This is a genomic window from Confluentibacter sediminis (assembly GCF_003258355.1).
Lineage (GTDB): Bacteria > Bacteroidota > Bacteroidia > Flavobacteriales > Flavobacteriaceae > Confluentibacter > Confluentibacter sediminis.
Window position 1 is genome coordinate 22,458 of the sequence record NZ_QKPO01000027.1, and the last position, 17,524, is coordinate 39,981.

16 protein-coding genes are annotated in these 17,524 nt (G+C 33.7%); 3 read left to right on the plus strand and 13 right to left on the minus strand.

The window, feature by feature from the left end; all coding sequences use genetic code 11:
* Window positions 1–65: 65 nt before the first annotated feature.
* The gene (locus DKT72_RS17105; protein ID WP_111309970.1) at window positions 66–1,316 is read right to left on the minus strand and encodes an oligosaccharide flippase family protein; all 1,251 of its coding nucleotides are present in this window, start codon (window positions 1,314–1,316) and stop codon (window positions 66–68) included.
* 31 nt (window positions 1,317–1,347) lie between these two features.
* Window positions 1,348–1,626 carry an STAS domain-containing protein gene (locus tag DKT72_RS17110; RefSeq protein WP_111309971.1) on the minus strand — a complete coding sequence of 93 codons (279 nt, stop codon included), beginning with the start codon at window positions 1,624–1,626 and terminating at the stop codon, window positions 1,348–1,350.
* Between the two features lie 154 nt (window positions 1,627–1,780).
* On the opposite strand from DKT72_RS17110, the gene DKT72_RS17115 reads away from it, so the two are divergent.
* Window positions 1,781–3,832, plus strand: coding sequence for a tetratricopeptide repeat protein (locus tag DKT72_RS17115; RefSeq protein WP_235841754.1), 2,052 nt, complete (start codon window positions 1,781–1,783; stop codon window positions 3,830–3,832).
* 172 nt (window positions 3,833–4,004) lie between these two features.
* Entirely contained in the window at window positions 4,005–4,265 is a 261-nt protein-coding gene (locus DKT72_RS18910; protein WP_502243704.1) for a hypothetical protein, read from the plus strand.
* Between the two features lie 176 nt (window positions 4,266–4,441).
* Here DKT72_RS18910 and DKT72_RS17120 read toward each other — a convergent pair whose 3' ends face one another.
* The 4 genes from DKT72_RS17120 to DKT72_RS17130 all read right to left on the minus strand — a co-directional run bounded on the left by DKT72_RS17120 (window position 4,442) and on the right by DKT72_RS17130 (window position 9,023).
* The gene (locus DKT72_RS17120) at window positions 4,442–5,362 is read right to left on the minus strand and encodes a leucine-rich repeat domain-containing protein (protein ID WP_111309972.1); all 921 of its coding nucleotides are present in this window, start codon (window positions 5,360–5,362) and stop codon (window positions 4,442–4,444) included.
* Window positions 5,363–5,484: 122 nt separating this feature from the next.
* Complete coding sequence (locus DKT72_RS18760; protein ID WP_220628148.1) at window positions 5,485–5,691, minus strand: hypothetical protein; 207 nt, start codon at window positions 5,689–5,691, stop codon at window positions 5,485–5,487.
* Window positions 5,692–5,724: 33 nt separating this feature from the next.
* The gene (locus tag DKT72_RS18415; protein WP_220628149.1) at window positions 5,725–5,886 is read right to left on the minus strand and encodes a response regulator; all 162 of its coding nucleotides are present in this window, start codon (window positions 5,884–5,886) and stop codon (window positions 5,725–5,727) included.
* The gene (locus DKT72_RS17130; RefSeq protein WP_111309973.1) at window positions 5,883–9,023 is read right to left on the minus strand and encodes a PAS domain S-box protein; all 3,141 of its coding nucleotides are present in this window, start codon (window positions 9,021–9,023) and stop codon (window positions 5,883–5,885) included. Before DKT72_RS17130 ends, DKT72_RS18415 begins: the two co-directional genes overlap by 4 nt.
* Window positions 9,024–9,271: 248 nt before the next feature.
* Here DKT72_RS17130 and DKT72_RS18625 point away from each other — a divergent pair, with 248 nt between their 5' ends.
* A complete protein-coding gene (locus DKT72_RS18625) occupies window positions 9,272–9,400 on the plus strand; it encodes a hypothetical protein (protein WP_262510084.1) in 129 nt (42 codons plus the stop codon).
* A gap of 96 nt (window positions 9,401–9,496) precedes the next feature.
* Here the strand turns inward: DKT72_RS18625 and DKT72_RS17135 are convergent, their stop codons facing one another.
* The 7 genes from DKT72_RS17135 to DKT72_RS17165 form a co-directional block, all read right to left on the minus strand.
* The gene (locus tag DKT72_RS17135) at window positions 9,497–10,480 is read right to left on the minus strand and encodes an NADP-dependent oxidoreductase (protein ID WP_111309974.1); all 984 of its coding nucleotides are present in this window, start codon (window positions 10,478–10,480) and stop codon (window positions 9,497–9,499) included.
* Window positions 10,481–10,729: 249 nt separating this feature from the next.
* Complete coding sequence (locus DKT72_RS17140; RefSeq protein ID WP_111309975.1) at window positions 10,730–11,197, minus strand: DinB family protein; 468 nt, start codon at window positions 11,195–11,197, stop codon at window positions 10,730–10,732.
* A gap of 227 nt (window positions 11,198–11,424) precedes the next feature.
* Window positions 11,425–14,193 (minus strand): T9SS type A sorting domain-containing protein, encoded by a 2,769-nt coding sequence (locus tag DKT72_RS17145; RefSeq protein WP_111309976.1) that lies wholly within the window; start codon window positions 14,191–14,193, stop codon window positions 11,425–11,427.
* 108 nt (window positions 14,194–14,301) lie between these two features.
* Complete coding sequence (locus DKT72_RS17150; RefSeq protein ID WP_111309977.1) at window positions 14,302–15,015, minus strand: LytR/AlgR family response regulator transcription factor; 714 nt, start codon at window positions 15,013–15,015, stop codon at window positions 14,302–14,304.
* 6 nt (window positions 15,016–15,021) lie between these two features.
* The gene (locus DKT72_RS17155) at window positions 15,022–15,345 is read right to left on the minus strand and encodes an Hpt domain-containing protein (RefSeq protein WP_111309978.1); all 324 of its coding nucleotides are present in this window, start codon (window positions 15,343–15,345) and stop codon (window positions 15,022–15,024) included.
* Window positions 15,329–16,390 (minus strand): sensor histidine kinase, encoded by a 1,062-nt coding sequence (locus tag DKT72_RS17160; RefSeq protein ID WP_111309979.1) that lies wholly within the window; start codon window positions 16,388–16,390, stop codon window positions 15,329–15,331. The genes DKT72_RS17155 and DKT72_RS17160 overlap by 17 nt, the downstream gene beginning before the upstream one ends.
* Window positions 16,390–17,523 carry an FIST signal transduction protein gene (locus DKT72_RS17165; RefSeq protein ID WP_111309980.1) on the minus strand — a complete coding sequence of 378 codons (1,134 nt, stop codon included), beginning with the start codon at window positions 17,521–17,523 and terminating at the stop codon, window positions 16,390–16,392. The genes DKT72_RS17160 and DKT72_RS17165 overlap by 1 nt, the downstream gene beginning before the upstream one ends.
* Window position 17,524 lies beyond the last annotated feature (1 nt).

Consider the following 17,524-nt stretch of genomic DNA (forward strand, 5'->3'; position numbering starts at 1 on the left):
TTTAATTTAAGGTCAACTTTAGTTAGGGTACTTTTTTGTGTAGATGAATGGTAAATTCCTTTAGATTAACTTGTTTGTACGCTTTTATTGGATTGTATTTTGAAGAAAATCATTTGAATGACGAGTAGTGAGATCATGGCGATGATCTGCATGTGCACCACTTGTTCCAAACTTTGGTGAAAGAATACAACTAAAAGCATTTGTAACATGCCGAATACACCCGAAATAATCACTGGAACGTACTTATCTAAAGACAAATAGTAATAAGCGAAAATGTTAGACACTGCAAACATACCAGTCGCTAAAGCATATTTCCATAATAATGGTGCCATAGCCAAATAGCTATCTCCAAACAATAGGGTAATGGCTAATTTGGGGGCTATAGCACATCCCATCACGATTGTAATAGCTATTATAGCTATGTAACCCACATATTTAAATAAAATAGATGTTGTGTCTTTGCCTTCTTTTTTCAGCTTAACGACTGTTGGTAATAACAGCATGACAAACATCCAAGCGATAAAATAAACGATGCGTCCAATTAAAGCTAGAGAGGCATATAAACCAGCTTCGTACGATTCAAAATAATGTTTTACCAATAAGATGTCACTATTATTAATAATGATTTGGGTAAGCTCATAAAAAGACGTGAGAATAAAAAAGTTTCTAATATTCTTAGTTTGATTTGCATCAATAAATGTTCTTTTTAATGATATATGTTCTGTTTTAAAAGGTACCAACCCAAATACAAAGGAGATTAAAATTCCAAATGCAATAACAATTGAAGATTGAAGATTGAAAAGGAAAATCAATCCTAAAGTGACCAAAAGTCTGCTCAACATTTCCCCTTGATAAGTGATTGAAAGTAGCTTAAATTCCTTTTTTCCTTGAAAAACGCCTCTGTTCACACTCATTAAAAAGTATAGAGGCACCCCAATACCAAAAACCACAAACATACTTGACGAGGAGGTATTAAAAATCTGTTGCAGTTGATTAGAGAATACAATGATTAAAACTCCAAAACTCACGCCAACCAATAACGCATTTTTATACACTCTAGAAATGAAGTTATTGAACATGCTATTTTCAAAAAGCACTGAAAATTTTGCAGTCACCAATTGAAACGTCATGGCCACAAACGATAATACCAATAAAAAAGTAATCAATACTGCGGCATCTGCAAATTGTGCCGGACCCAATACTCTACCTAAAATAAGATTGTATAAATAATTCCCTCCGTTTACAGACAATACACTTAGCATGAAAAGTTGTTCTGGAGATAATTTTTTTGTATTTAAAATAGATAAAGCCTGCATGGTTTCGTTTTTAAGATTTGGCAATGATTATTTAGGCAGCATAATGATGTTGGATGTCTTCATAAATGTCTTTACAACCGTAGCCTATAATTTCAAACTTCTTATTGTAAATTAAAGCAGTCGCATATAGGTCATGAAACGCTTTCATACCATTTTTATCTATCTCTTTAACCTTGTCTATATTAATGGTTACTGATTTTGTGTACAGTAATAAAAATTCTAAATGATTTTTAAACTGTTCTACAGTAGTTGTATTGATGTGTCCTTCTACATTAAAAATGGTGTCTTGTTTTTTAATTTTTAGTGTCATGATTTTTATTTTTTAATTAATATCCTTTTGATTTCTGACACAAATATCTTCCAACATTCAACAGATGACATTCAGATTTCGGTGAGTGGCGCTTTGCTGTAGATGAATGATTGGATTGTATTGACTAACTTGCATGTAGTAAATAACCCATATTATGACCTTTAAAAATCACCTTCAATTACTAGCCTTTTTTATGTCTATCATTGTATATTCCCAAGATATGCAAGAAGGCTTTACCTATCTAGAAACGGGGAAGTACCAAGAGGCTGCAACGTTTTTCCAACATATCTTAAAAGACTACCCGACTAATAAAACAGCTAGATTATGTTATGGTCGTGCCATGGGCCTTTTAGGAAATTCAGAAAAGGCAGTCACTATATTCACTGATCTTCTTAAAGAATATCCAACCGATTTTGAGATTAAACTAAATTATGCCGAATCTTTACTTTGGAATAAAAACTATGCAGATGCCAAAACCTATTATGAAGACCTGGTTAAAGAAAATAGCGAAAGCTTTCCTGCACTTTTGGGATATGCCAATACTTTGTCCAATCTTAAAATATATGATACAGCGTTGGAGTATGTTAATACCGCATTGGCCGTATCTCCAGGAAACGTTAATGCATTAACCTCTAAAAAATACATGTATTTGGGCTATGCGTACCAAAATCAGCAAGCACGGAATTATAAGGAAGCAGAACGCCTTTTAATGGAAAATTTAACGCTTTTTAATAATGATAAAGACACCTTAATCAATTTGGCCAACTTGTATTTAATAGCCAATCGGTTAGAAGATGCAAGAGCTATTTATAATCTGCTAGCTGAAAATCCAGAAAACAAACTGGTCGCTTTAAATGGTTTGGCTTTGGTATCACATTTAAAGGGCAAGGAAAAAGAAGCTTTAAAACTAAGTGAACAAGCTTTTGAAAGTTTAAATACCGATACAGATCCTGCTATGGTGCAACCCACAACTGAACGTTACATGCAAGCCCTAATTTGGAATAAAAAATTTAAAATAGCCAATGCCCTTATTTCTAATTTAATGGAAACCAAGCCTAACGAGAATTGGTTGTTGGCATTACGTGCGACTTTAAACATTTATAAAAGCGACTTTAAAAAGAGTTTGGAAGATTACAATCGTATTTTAGTGAACGATAGTAGCTCGTTCGATGGAAATTTAGGAAAAGCGAATGCCTTAAAAGCCTTGGGGTATTATGAGGATGCCTATACGTCGGCCGAAAACACCTTGCGGTTCTACAACAATCAAAAAGATGCTATCAACTTTATAAACAATTTAAACACCAGTTTTATGCCTTTTTTAGACACCAAAACAGCCTATTCTTTTGATAATGGTAATAACGAAGCTTATACATTTCAAGCACAAACCGAAGTGCCACTGTCTATCAAGTTTAAATTGTTAGGCGGTTATGGATATAGAACTACTAAAAATTCGGTGACCAATAACAAGGCGTCTTCAAACCATCTGTTTTTTGGGTTGGGTTACCAACTGTTACCCAATATAATTTTTAACGGACAACTTGGAGTTATAGCAGCTAAAGCCAATACTGAGGATTATACCCAATTATTAACCGATGTGTCGTTTAACATCAAGCCCTTTAAATTGCAGGTCTTGGATGTTGGCTATAAACGCGAAATACAAAGTTTTAATGCTGAGTTATTAGACAGAGAAATTGTAATGAATAACTTTTACGCCAACTACAACCTAAGTACCAATTTTAATTTGGGTTGGTTTACACAATACTATTACACGGTGCAAAATGATGACAATGCCAGAAATCTATTGTTTACCTCGTTATATTATAACATGCTTAGCAAACCATCGTTAAAAGGCGGGGTAAATTACCAGTATATAACCTTTAAAACCCAAGTGCCGACTATTTATTTTAGTCCAGAAAAATTCAATGCTGGCGAGGTGTTTATGAATTTGATTAAAGATGAGGTCATTACCAAACCAAACGAATGGTTTTACGAATTAACCGCAGCAACAGGGTTTCAATTTATCGAAAGCAACGCCAAACAAAGTACCTATAGAATTCAAGGAAAATTAGGGTATAAATTCTCTGAACGTACTTTGTTAAACGTTTACGGAAACCGAAGTAATATTGCCTCTGCCACAGCTGCTGGGTTTACCTTTACAGAAGTGGGCGTGCGATTTAAATGGTATTTGGGGAAGTCGCCTTTGTAGGGATGCAAGGCAAAAGTATTATCAAGAGAAATTATTCAACACTTTTTAGTTAAGTGTTGGTGTTCCGTGGCAGAATTTCTACCATGGCTTAAAAAGGCACCTGCAATTGGAATTTCTATGTGATGAGACCAAAGGATAGTAGGGCAGCAGTGGGCAAAAGAGCATTGATACTATGGTGTTCTTCAAACTGTGCTTGGTGGGGTATTTAGAAAATATTATCAGTGACTGTAAGCTCATGGAGCTATTTCAGTATGCGTTTGAATATTCTGGATTTTTTGAGTTATTAAGAAAGTATGTATCGATTGTCCGATCGATTGTCCGATCCGTCGGGAATGTTTGGGCAAAATCTCACAACTTTAAAAAGTACCTGAAATTCATAGAAAATCATGGTAAAAGTGAGGCGGCAGGTTTGCGCCTTGTTCTTTACCGTTAAATGCTGTTGTCGACATTATTATAAATCCATATCATCATCTTCCATTTAGATTGTAAGCACATTCAAAAACAACAAATGCCCTTAAAAGAGGCCTTTTTATATCGTATTTTAAAAAACTATGAGGTTGTGAAACGGCTACCGGCTTAGCAATATGTTTTTAAATACACTAATTTGTCTTAATAACAAATTGTATTTAATTCTTGATAATCAGATACTGTTACAGTTGGTATTTCCTGACCGCTTAGGATTTTAATACAAGTTAAATTAGGATTTCTATCCACTCTCAAATCTATTAATTCTTGATTATTGGTTACATCGAGGGTAGTAAGTAAATTACTTGAACTATATAAATGCGTTAAATTAGTATTATATTCAAGATTTATATTTTGAAGCTTATTGCCTGAAATCACCAAAGTCTCTAACAATGTATTAGAGCTGAAGTCTACTGTTGTAAGTTGATTAAGTGTTAATAGCACATCTTTTAGTTTTAAAGCAGCATCGGTGTTAATAGTTTTTAATAAGTTATGACTAATCAGTAATACTTCAATAGATTCATTTTCAATACTAATTTCTTCAAAGTTATTAAAGGATAAATTTGCCTTTTTCAAATTTGTCGATTTTGAAAGCCCATTAATTGTACTAAGTTCATTTGATTGAATATCCAATAAAATTAAATTTGGGTTGTTGCTAATATCAATATTGGTTAGATGGTTTCCATTAAGAAATAAAGTATCTAACTTAGTGTTAAAACTTAAATCGACCTCTTTAATTTTCTGTCCAGCTGCAGACAATAATGTTAAGTTTACAAACCCTTCAATTCCTTTCAAATCATTGATCTCCCCAAAGTTTGAAGAGAGGTTCAAATCTAAGCGTTTTACTGCTTCGGCATCCGACTTTAACATTTGCTGGTTAAGAATACCGTCTGAATCTATGCCTTGTTCTAATAATTTTGTTTCAAAATGTACATCTGGAATAGTTAAATAAATATCATTTATCGTGTTTGAGGATTCATTGTTACTTGAACATGAAACAATGAGAGATAATGTCAAAACAATTATTGATTGGTAGATTTTACTTCTGCTTAAGGGATTCTTCATTTATGTTTTTTTATTCTCTTAAAAGACGGATTTAAGTATAAATTGTTACATTAAATGATATGCTTCTTTAGGGTTTCTACGAAATTATTGTTAGCAAACCTTGCTTGAGTTGATTCATAGAATTAATTGTTGACAAGTTCTGCTAAAATACTTTTCAGTTGACTTTGATTTATTGGTTTGACTAAGTAGTTACTCTTTAAACTATACTGTTCAGCTTTTTTAAAGTCTACGTCACTATTTGAACTGGTTAAAATGTAAATAGTAACTTTTTGCTCTATAGGTATTTTAGTGAATTCATCCAGAAACTGCCACCCATCCCAAATAGGCATGTTTAAGTCCAGAAATATAATTTGAGGTAATTTTTAACTATTCAGAAACATAGCTTTTAGGGTATCATATGCCTCTTTTCCATTTTTACAAACTAATATTTTTTCAACAAATCCTGATAGTTCAATATACTTCTTGGTTATAAATAAATGCATTGGGTCATCTTCCACAATACACGCTAAATCTATTTTTTTCATTTTGGTATTGATATTTTAAATGTTGTACCCACGTTTACTTCACTTTCTACTTCTATTTTGCCACCCATACTTTCAATTTGATTTTTTGTAATAAATAATCCCACTCCTCTAGAGTCATCATGATGATGAAATGTTTTGTACATACCAAAGAGTTTTTCACCGTATTTTTTCAGATCTATACCTAATCCATTATCTTCAAAAAATAAAGTGATCATTGATTGTTCAATATCTACTTCTGCATAAATCTTCAAATAACTCACTCTTTGTTCACTTCTATATTTTATGGCATTTGTAATCATATTTAGCACAATACTATCAAGGTATGCAGGAACACCTTTGACGGTTAAGTCCTTATCTACATTATTGATGGCTTCAAATTGTGCTTTCTTTATTTGTATATTTAGGCTTTCGATATTTTTTTGAATGACTTCATGGATATTTATTTTTGAAACATCAGACTTCGTTAAATTCACTTTTACAATTTCTGTCAAATCATGTACGGTCTGATTTAGATTTTCGACTCCTAAGATAAGAAGTTCAAATAATTCATTCTTCAATATATCTGGATGTTCCATTTGAATTAAATCAAGAATTCCAGAAATACCACCACTGTGCGAACGCAGATTGTGAGATACAATATGAGCAAAATTTCGGAGTCTTCCATTCTGCTCATTCGTAATGTCGAGCAGTGACTTGATCTCTTTTTCCACTTTTTTTAATTCACTAATATCTGTACCTACGCACAAATAGCCCACTATATCATCGTGATCAAGAATAATATTAATAGAAAGTAAAACAGGGAAACTTGTACCATCTTTTCTTATATAGGTCCATTCTTTAGTGATTGGTTCACCAATTTTAGCTTCATAAACAAAGGCTTCAAAACCTTTTATTTCTTTTTTGTATTTTTCAAACAATTCAATGCTGCGGTTTTCTACCTCTTCACGATGGTGAATTAACTGTGGATTGTGGTTGCCAACCAATTCTTCAGCTTTATAACCTAGTAATTTTTCGGCACCAGAGTTGAACAAAGTAATTGTACCTTCAGTATCGGTGGCAATAATCGAAACTTGTTTACTTGCATTCAATATGGCCTGCAAACTTGAGATAGCATGTTGCAGTTTTCTTTCCGCCTCTTTTTCTTGACTGATATCTCTAATAAATGACCAGATCAGTTTTCTTCCATTGGAGTCTTTTATCACCACTCCCTGAAGAGCTATAGGATAACGTGAGCCATCTTTACGAATGTATTCTTTTTCAAATTTATCATAGCTTCCTTTGCTTTCCATTTGCTGAATTGCAGTAGTTTCGAATGGCTCATACTCCTTGGGCGTGGTATCCCAGTAACTAAGGGATAAAAACTCCTCTTTGTTGTAGCCTGTTGGTTCAAGTAGTTTATTATTTACATCTAAAAATTTGCCAGTTTCATATTCATTTAAGGCGATTCCTATCGGGGACAAATTGTATAAAGCCGACAACAGGTCTTTTTGGTAATTGATGTCTAGTAGGAGCTTTTTGCTTTGAGAGATATCTATAATTTGCGAAATAAAATAGACTACTTTACCTTGTTCATTTTTTACCATAGATACTGCCAATAGGACATCAACTACATGCCCATCTTTATGGAAATATCTTTTCTCTATTTGATAATGATCTCTTTTCCCTTCAATAAGTTCAGTTAAAAGTGCTAAGTCAGAATTTAAATCATCAGGATGTGTAATGTCTTGAAAAGTAAGCTCCAAAAGCTCTTCTTCTGAATATCCAATTATTTCGCTAACCTTTATATTCGTCTTTAGCCATTTCCCTTTTTCATCCAACAAAGCCATTCCAATGGCAGCATTTTCAAAATTTCCTCTAAAAGCTTCTTCACTGATTCGTAACCTTTCTTCTCTTTGCTTTCTTTCTGTAATATCCTGATGGGTACCATACATCATCAAGGGTTTTCCGTCTTTGGTCCATTCAAATACTTTGCCCCTATCATATACCCATACCCAGTGCCCAGCTTTGTGCTTCATGCGTGCTTCAAACTCATAGTAGTCTACCTTTTTCTCAAAACAAGCATTTAGTCTACGATTGGATTCTTCCAGATCATCTGGATGAGCTAATTTCATCCAAGTTTCTATACTGATTGGAGCAAGCTCTTCTAGGGTGTATCCCACAATTTCAGCCCACCTCGAATTAAACATGGTTTCACCCGTTTGTACTTTCCATTCCCACGTGCCAACATCGGTGCCTTGTATTACCGATTTGAATCTTATTTCATTGTGTTTTATCTCAGTAATATCCTGAAAACTACCTATGAGCTTATTGCCAACTTTTCTCCCTGTAGCTCTGACCCAAATCAGATTTTCTTTAGCGGTGATCATTCGGCATACTAAGTCATAAGGTTTGCCATTTACACTGCATTCTTTCACGGCCTCTGAAATTAGAGGTTTGTAATCAGGGTGGTAAAACTCTAATCCGCTTGTCTTGTTAGGGTTGAAGTCCTTAGGTACTTCGTGTATGTTATAAATGATGTCACTCCATATAACTTGATCTGTGGCAATGTCCATTTCCCACATTCCTAGATTATTCGCTTCTTGGGTATCTTGGAGTAACACATTCTTTTTCTCAAGCTCTTCATTCAGGATATCTAGCTCAAAACTTTTTTTTCTAGCTTCAAAAATCTTTACGGTTTGCCTCGCTAATTTTTTAAGCTGGTCCAACTGCGACTTGTTGAGCTTTTTGGGTGTGTCATCAATTACGCAAAGTGTTCCTAGGGGATAGCCGTTAGATGTGATAAGGGGAATACCTGCATAGAAAATAACATACGGATCTCCAACGGTTAAAGGATTGTCATGAAACCGCTCATCTTTACTGGCATCCTCTACTATGAATGGTTCATTCGGCGTATTGATGGCGTGTGCGCAAAAGGCAAATTTTTTAGGCGTTTCACGAACCTCCAAGCCGTGGTGAGAAAGAAACCACTGCTTGTCTTTATTGATCAGACTAATCAAAGATATTTTTGTACCGCAGATTTGAGCAGCCATAGAAGTTATAAAGTCATAATCTTCATCTTCGGCAATTCCAATCAATTGATAACTTTCCAGTTCTTTTAGTCGTTTCGACTCATCTTTTGGCATTTTGGGATCTTCCATAAGTTGATTTTGTTTTCAAAATTTTTGTGAACAATCATATAACCACACTAAATACCTATTTTAATTGTATTTATATCGTTTATGTATGCAATATATTACTTTTTAATAAGGTATCCAATGGACTTATAATAGCCTTATTGTTAATTTTAATGGTTTTGCGAAGTTGAAACTTCACAAAGCACATCACAGACTTCAAAGAGCGGGCAGGTGTGTAACATCACCTGTTTGAACAGCCATAAGGACATTATATGAAAACCAAAAGCCAAAGTTATGGTAGAGCCTATACACAGTTTATAGGCTTAAAAAAGGCAATATTATTGGCATCAGACAGGCAAACAGGTGCATGCAGCTTTCCGACATTGCCCATATCCATTTAGATTTTAAGCCACATTCAAAAACAACAAACGTCCTTTTTAAGGGCGGTTTTTACAAAATTATGGGCTCATGCAACGGCTATCGGTGTTGTAAGTAGCTTATTTAATCTTTATTACAATCTTACCTTTTGCTCTTCCTGAAGCAAGATGCGTAAATGCCTCAATACTCTCAGAGAAAAGATAAACTGTATCAATAATTGGTTTGATTTTTTTATCTTCAACCAATGATTTGATTTTACTTAAATGTGCTCCATTAGGTTGCATGAAAATATATTTGTAAGTCGCGTCTTTAGCATTAATTAGTTTAGCTAATTCTTCTGGTAATTTGTAGTCAGCAATCCCGAACATTTTTGCAGTCTCTTCATCAAAAGCACCGATAATGCTTACAACTTTTCCTCCTTGCTTAATGACCTGAAAGGCTTCTAAAGCATAGTCCTCTCCAAGTGTGTTAAAAACAACATCTGCGTCTTTTACGATAGTTTTATAGTCTTCTGTTTTGTAATCAATTACTCGGTCTGCCCCAAGTTCTTTAACCCACTTTATATTGTTTGTACTTGTAGTAGTGTATACATAGGCTCCTTTTGTCTTGGCATATTGAATGGCTAAACTACCAACACCTCCTGAACCTGCGTGAATAAGAACCTTATCGTTTTCTTTTATCCCAGCATATTCCAATGATTGTAAAGCAGTAAGTCCTGCTAATGGTAAACTTGCAGCTTCTTCGAAAGAAATATTTTCAGGTTTTTTTGAAACAGCAATACTACTTACTGCTACATATTCTGCTATTGTACCCATTTGTTCTTGAGGTACTCTTGAATAAACCAGGTCTCCAATTTCAAAATCGCTTACTTCTTCTCCTTTTTCGACTACAATTCCACTAACATCATAGGCAATGGTACTCGGAAGTGGAATTGGAAGCATACCTTGAAGGTTTCCTAGAATTATAAGTTTATCTATTGGGTTAATGGCAGCAGCCTTCACTTCAATAAGTACATCGTTTGTTTGTATGGATGGTTTACTAACTTCATTAAAGGTTAAGCTATCTTTAATCTCACCATATTTTAATAGTTGTAATGCTTTCATTTTTATGTTTTTTTTGATTAATTCTTATATTTTTTAAGAATAGGGTATGATTACTTATAACAATCATATAAACACAATAAGTACCCATACCATTGTAGTTATATCGTTTATATATGCAATATATTGCTTTTTATAACGTATCCAATGGACTTATCATAGTCTTAGTGTTAATTTCATTGGTTTTGTGGTTCTTGTAGAACGATGCCCAACATATCTATAAATCACCAGTGTTGGCTGTAGACTTTTTTTTCAATCCCATATTTTTGGTATATCAATTTTCATTGTTCTTAAATACGACAAGAACTGTCCTGCGTGAACAGATTCGTGATACCCAATCCGTAGTAAATATGTTGCAAGGATTTTCTTGTCTCCATTTCCTGGGTGAACGATTTCGGTTTCATTTAATTCCTTATCTGAAAATTGTCTAACACTTTCTAAAAATCGTTGTCTAAAAGGTTCAGCAAATTCAAGTTCATTTTTTAGGTTTATGAATAGTCGGTTTTTCCAAGGTGTTTTATAATTAGTCATATCTCCTTGATTAATAATAATATTCCAACCATAATCAGCTTCCAAAACGTGTCTTATCATTTCTGACGCACTCATTGCTTTTCCGTCAGGTTTCCAATTATAATATTTCTCAGGTAGTCCGTTCCAAAGTTTTATACTTCTTCTCCTTATCTCTGTAAAATTTAAAATTATGAGTTCAGATTGGTTCATTTTATTTGTTTTCGAGAATATAGTGTCACATTACAGCCATTTAAGTTCTATGAATTATTGAATCACTTATACCATTCCAAAGACTAGATATAATAATGCTTTTTGTTACAAGCTATATCCTTATTTTAGGATTTAATAGACATAAGCAATTTAATCACATTCTTATAAATAAAAAAGGTGAAAAACCATGTTTTTTACCTTTTCCAAAATAAATGAATTGCTATTAATCACTCTATTACAAAGGTACCGGTGTTGGTTTGGTTAATATCGTTTACCAACATATATTTATAAATGCCTTTGGATAGGTTAGGGGCGTTGTAAGTTACTTTGTCGCTGTTGTTAGTGATATGTTGCACATCTATGGTTCTGCCTAGCATATCAAACACTCTGATGTCTACATATTTGGTGTTGTTTGCTAATGTTATAGTGGTATTGGTTTTAAAGGGGTTTGGATAATTTATTAACCCTGTTTTCTTTTGTAAAGCTACCATCGTATTTGTGTTTAATGTGGTTTGGTTTGAAAAAGCCAAATTACTAATAGTCATGCGATATGGTTTGTAGCTGGTGTAATCGTTTATCACAGAAAACACTACTGTTTTTATATTGCTTATGGTGGCCGATTTTCCGTTGGCATCCTTAAAATCACTAAAAGGAATACGATGAAATGTGTCAGTGCTATTGGCGGGAATCGTGTAACGTAAACGGTTGTTCCAATCGGTTAATTCTTCGGGCATCAATACCAATTCCACCGCTTCATTGTTGGCTATATTGAATTGAATGGCATTGTAATCCGACACCCTTAAAGTGAGGTCCCCGGGCAATAAATGTCTAAATAAATTCACATTGCCTTTTACTAATCCAGAAACGGTTGGCTGTCTTTCAATTTCATACACATCAGCATCATACACTATAGGGTTATTTTCTACATGAAATACATCTACCGTGGCGTAATCACTTAAATAGTCTAATCCCCAAGGCCCATCTGCTAAATAAAGTGCATCTTTTTGATTGGATTCTGAGGTTGATAATGAGAGACCAATATCAAATAAGCTGCCAGTATCTATGGCTAAAGTCTCGTGTACGCTTCCTGTTAATTCTATAGTTTCATGTATGTTAAACCTATTGGACACTTCTGTTGAAGTTATATTGCCTTCAAAGGTCATAGACTTGGCATTTGATTTATTAATGATATCTAGATGCACAGCACCGTTTGAGTAGTACCCATAGCGGACAAAAACAGACGGCACTGCATTGCTAACTTTGATACTTGATAATTTTTTTTCTGCATTGAGGTTTTCTATAACACTGTGGCATAATGAGAAGAGTTGCATATAAGAGCCTCCCCATATTTGGAAATTATAGTAATCGCCTACTGGATAGTCTCCGATATTCCAAAAGCTGAACAATTGGTTTTCTACATCTCCTTTTTTAATGGAAAAACTTAGTGTATATTCTATCTCTCTGTTCGCTCTTTTTAGTTTTGTGCTAATTATTTGATGTCCGCCAATTATAAATGTGGAGGCATCTTCTAAATACGAATTGTTTAAACGATCGCATATAATTTTAGAATGGTCATAAATACCGCCACTTGTTTCTGTGGCAAAGATGACTGCTATTCTGGCATCAGCTTGATAATAATCAACCGAGAATATTTGAACGGCATTAGTAATCCCCAATAAATCTTCTGGACTCGATACAAAAGCTGTTTCTTTCCCTGTGTAACCTGAACTTGGTAAATAATCTTCTAAAGTTCTTGGCGTTTTAGCACTTGTTGATAACTTGTTTGTTGTTTTCTTATAAAGTTTTTGTGAATCCTTCTTATTGGATATTTCTCCTTTTTTGGTGCGATTAAAATTTCGTTTCGCAATAAGCCTTGCTAAGTTTCCATTGCTTTCCAATCCACCATCATTTCCAGAAGTCACTGTAGATTCATAACTCGCCATGGGAACAATATAAAGTTCGGAATTTGTAGAGTCTGTTATGGTTTGATTCGTTGAAGTTCTGTAAACACTGGCCATGACATCATAGGTGCCATAGGCTAATTCGGTATTTTGGATCGATAAACTCCAATTCAAACCATTAATGACAAGGCCATTATCTTTAGTATATATATTTTCGTTTATGGTAACGGAAAGTGTATCATCTCCTAACATGTTACCACCCCAAGTCCCAGTTATAATAGGTGTTGTATCTTCAGTTGTCTGGCTGTACACTATAGGTATTACAATAACTCCTGAAACTATATGATTTAACGAGCCTTGGATAATGACACCTAATTCTTCCCATGTTTTATCTAATTCGCCAGCTATGGCATCATTAATACCAGCAACATCTCCATTGGATGTTTGACTGGTAGATGTAAAAGCATATAAAGCAATTATAGAATCGCCATCTACAGATAAGCCAAAATTATTTAGCACAAAGGTTTTTAAGATATCTTCAGTAAATCCAAATTCAATCCAATAATCGATTCCACTATTGCCACCATCAATATCTGTTCCAGCACTGTAATCTGAAATTGTAGCATGTCTGGCTGTTAAAATTAATTCGTTATTCTGAGCACCATTCAACCAGGCAGTCTGAGATGGAGTTATACCGGATTTGGAATAATCTCTCATATGAAGAGACACGAAGGGCGTTTGGGCTTTAACGTTTGCTTCAATAAAAATATCTGCAATTAAGTCACCAGAAATATCAATACCAAAATAAAATGAGGTGTTGGGATTGCTTTGTCCCATACGAACTCTAAAATAATAGACATCGTCTGTGATGCCATCAGTAAAATTTACTGTTTGCTTTTGGGTTTCCATTAAAGCATAGGTTGCGTTGCCTACAAAATCAGTATCAGCATTGGATTGTTGATCATCATTAGGATCAAATCCATTAAGTTTGATAAGAGATGACCAGTTATCTGGAGCTTTTAGCACTATGGATTGGTTTTGTGCTCCACTATGTAATGCTATTATAAGGGCTATAAAACGTATAATTTTACTCATGGTACATTATTTATACCACAAAAATATGATACGATAAGAGCTTGAATTTTAATTTTCGATAGATGAAAATTAACTGTAGACCAATGGAATTCTAAGAATGTTGAACGTTTACAATAAGTTTAAACGTTTCATAAGTTCTGGTCGGTTAGAGCGACTTACAGGAATCACATCTTTTTTGATTAATACGCTATTGTCTTCAATATCAATAATTTTTTGAATATTAATGATGAAGGAACGGTGTACTTTTAAAAACAAATGGTCAGGTAATTTGTCTTCAATTTTTTTTAAGGTGGAATGTACCGTATGGTTTTTATCTTCGGTTTTTATAAGAATATAATCGCCTTTGGCTTCCACTAAATAAATACTGGGAATATCTATTTTTATTAATCGTCTGTCAATATTTACATATAAATAGTTTCCTGATGATGACACTTCTTTTTCGGAATTGCTTGTTGAAGACGTTATTTTTAAATCACTTTTTTCTGCTTTTTGAATAGCCTTTTCAAATCGGGGTAACAGAATCGGTTTTACCAAATAGTCTACAATGCAATCGTATTCAAAAGCCTCGATGGCGAAGTTGGCGTCTGAAGTAGTGAGAATGGTTTTTGGTGGATTGGATAGGGTTTGAATAAAATCAAAACCTGTAAAATCGGGCATGTGTATGTCCAAAAAAATAAGATCCACACTGTTTTGATTCAGATATTTAATAGCTTGTATGGCATTAGGGAATTCGGCAACAACATTCAAACTTGGGATTTGGGAACAAAGTTGGGAAATAATTGTTCTTGCAGTTGATTCATCGTCTATTATAATACAATTCATAAATTTTTAAAGCGTGTTTAAATAATTGGTTATGCTTTGCATAATGGCATCAAAATCACCTTTAAGCGAACAATCGTTGTTGTCGTTAAGGTTATTTTCAAATTCTGTTGCCACTTCATAACTCTTCTCAAGCCCTAAAATACTAATTTTATGTTTAAGTTTGTGTATATTTTCTGCTGCATTCTTAAAATCATTAGATTGAATACTTTTTTCATAAGCCATTTTTTCTTCAGGAAACTCCGTTTTTATGATGGCGATTAGCTTGTCTTCAAAGGTTTTATCACCTCCTGAAAGGCTATGGATATAGGATAAGTTAGGTTGTTCGATCATTGTTTTTAAGTGTAAAATAGAATGTGGAACCTTGGTTTATTTCAGATTCCAACCAAATAGTGCCACCGTATAAAGTGACTATTTTTTTTACGATGGATAATCCTATACCTGAAGAGTTTGGATTGTTTTCTAATTTTTGAAAGGTTTGAAAAATCTTATCAAAATAAACTTTTTCAATGCCCTTGCCATTGTCTTTTATATAGAATTCCCATAAATCGGTGTTGTTTTTAAAACCAATCTCAATAATTCCTTTTTCTTTGTCATTATATTTTATGGCGTTGTCTATAATGTTTTGAAAAAGTTGTTGTAATCGGTGTTTATTACCCATTACGGTTGGTAATTTTTCATGTTTAATTACAGAAATATGAGATGGAATATGCATTATTTTCAATAATTCATCTGTTAGTCTATCTAAGTCAACTTCGTAATATTCAGAATCATTTTCATTGATGGTAGAATATTCTAGAATGCCATTAATTAAGGTATCCATTTTTTCAACGTTATTCCGAATGAGTTTGATATTCTCTTGTCCTCTTTCATCAAAGATGTTATTGTAATCTTCTTTAAGCCATATTGTTAAAGCATCGATACTTCGTAAAGGTGATTTTAAATCATGCGACACCATGTGGGCATAATCACTTAACTCTTGGTTTTGTTGGGCTAGTTTATTTAAGACCTTCTCTTGTTGTACATTTATTTCTAGAATATCTTTAGTCTGACTGTCTAATAAATTGACCAAGTGTAAGCTACTTAGTTCTTTAATATCAGTTTGTTTTTTTTCTGATAAATCATATATCTTTAAAGTATTTACCACGCTTTTTAATTTGTCAATAAGCTGTTGCTGTTCTTTAGCTTCCATTTGAAGTTTTTCATTGGCGATCGATAATTCTTCAGAACTAATTGACATGGCTCGTTGAAGCATAATAAATTGTTCGTCATAATTGTCATAAGATCTATTTACAGCATCAATAAAAGGCTCTAATTCAGGAGGAATCGCATTTTCTTTTAAGTATTTGCGGATTTGTCTTTTTAATAATGAATTCATTATTCGCTTATCAATGTTACAGTCATGGTTTGGTTGTGTAATTGACAGGATATTTCGCCATGAAAGGGTGCTATCTCACCATATGAATAAAAACCGCTTACCGTAGTGTCTTTTCCAATAACTTCAATAACTTCCTCTATTTCTTCTTCTACACGCTGGTCCAAAACCAATTTTCTTCCAATACAACTCACTAGCATGGCCAGTTGGGGTTTGTTTTCTCTTAATTCCAATGCTTGTTTTGCGGCTCTTTCAGAAGCATTAGCAATATTATCCACATTGGTCATCATTAATTGTACTTTTGAATTTTCTGGAATATCACCAGCTAAAATCATGGTATTATGAGCTTCATCTATATTTAAAATTGAGCGTACTATAGATTGTTCTTCATTAATGTTTTTCACATTTAATGGATACAAAAGGGCTGCGCCTGGTAATTCTTTGGATTTATCACCTAAATATTTTTTATAAATATCTAAGGCAGGAAGGTTATCCAATTCATGCAGCACATTTCCTTCAGATTTTGTTACAATACGTTCAGGTCCAAAAGGCGTCCAACCACCATAAATGGAAAACGTGATTTCCAATGAGTCGCCATAAAAACCAATAGCTACAATTTCACCCTGTTTGGGGTTTTCGTTATAAGATGCTAGCGTTTTTTCAAAGCGTTCAGAATCACCACATAAAGCACCTGTTATTAATAAATTATCCGTAGTAGCATTATTCATACCTTTGGTTAATTGGCTACCATTAATAAAACTACCTTCAGAAACCACAAAAACATATTTTAAACCTTCACTCGGAAATTGTTTTATTAAGTCGTTACCAGTTTTAAAGCTATTACAATCAGCGTTTAAAACGTTTCTGGTTTTTATTAAAAAACTGCTTTTTTCAAATTCAATGGCAGTAATGGTAATACTATCTTCATAAACCGATTTTGAGGTAATGTCGGCACAGGATGAGCCAAAAACTAAATGACCATCTGGGAATAAATCTTTAACTTCTTCGAAAATAGAAGTGTCTTCCAGTAAATATCGGTTGCCAAAAACTAATACTAAAGGTTTCTCTAACGTGATATTATCACCAATATAGTGCCAATTTCCACCTTTCTTCTTTGTTAACTGTACTGTTTTCATA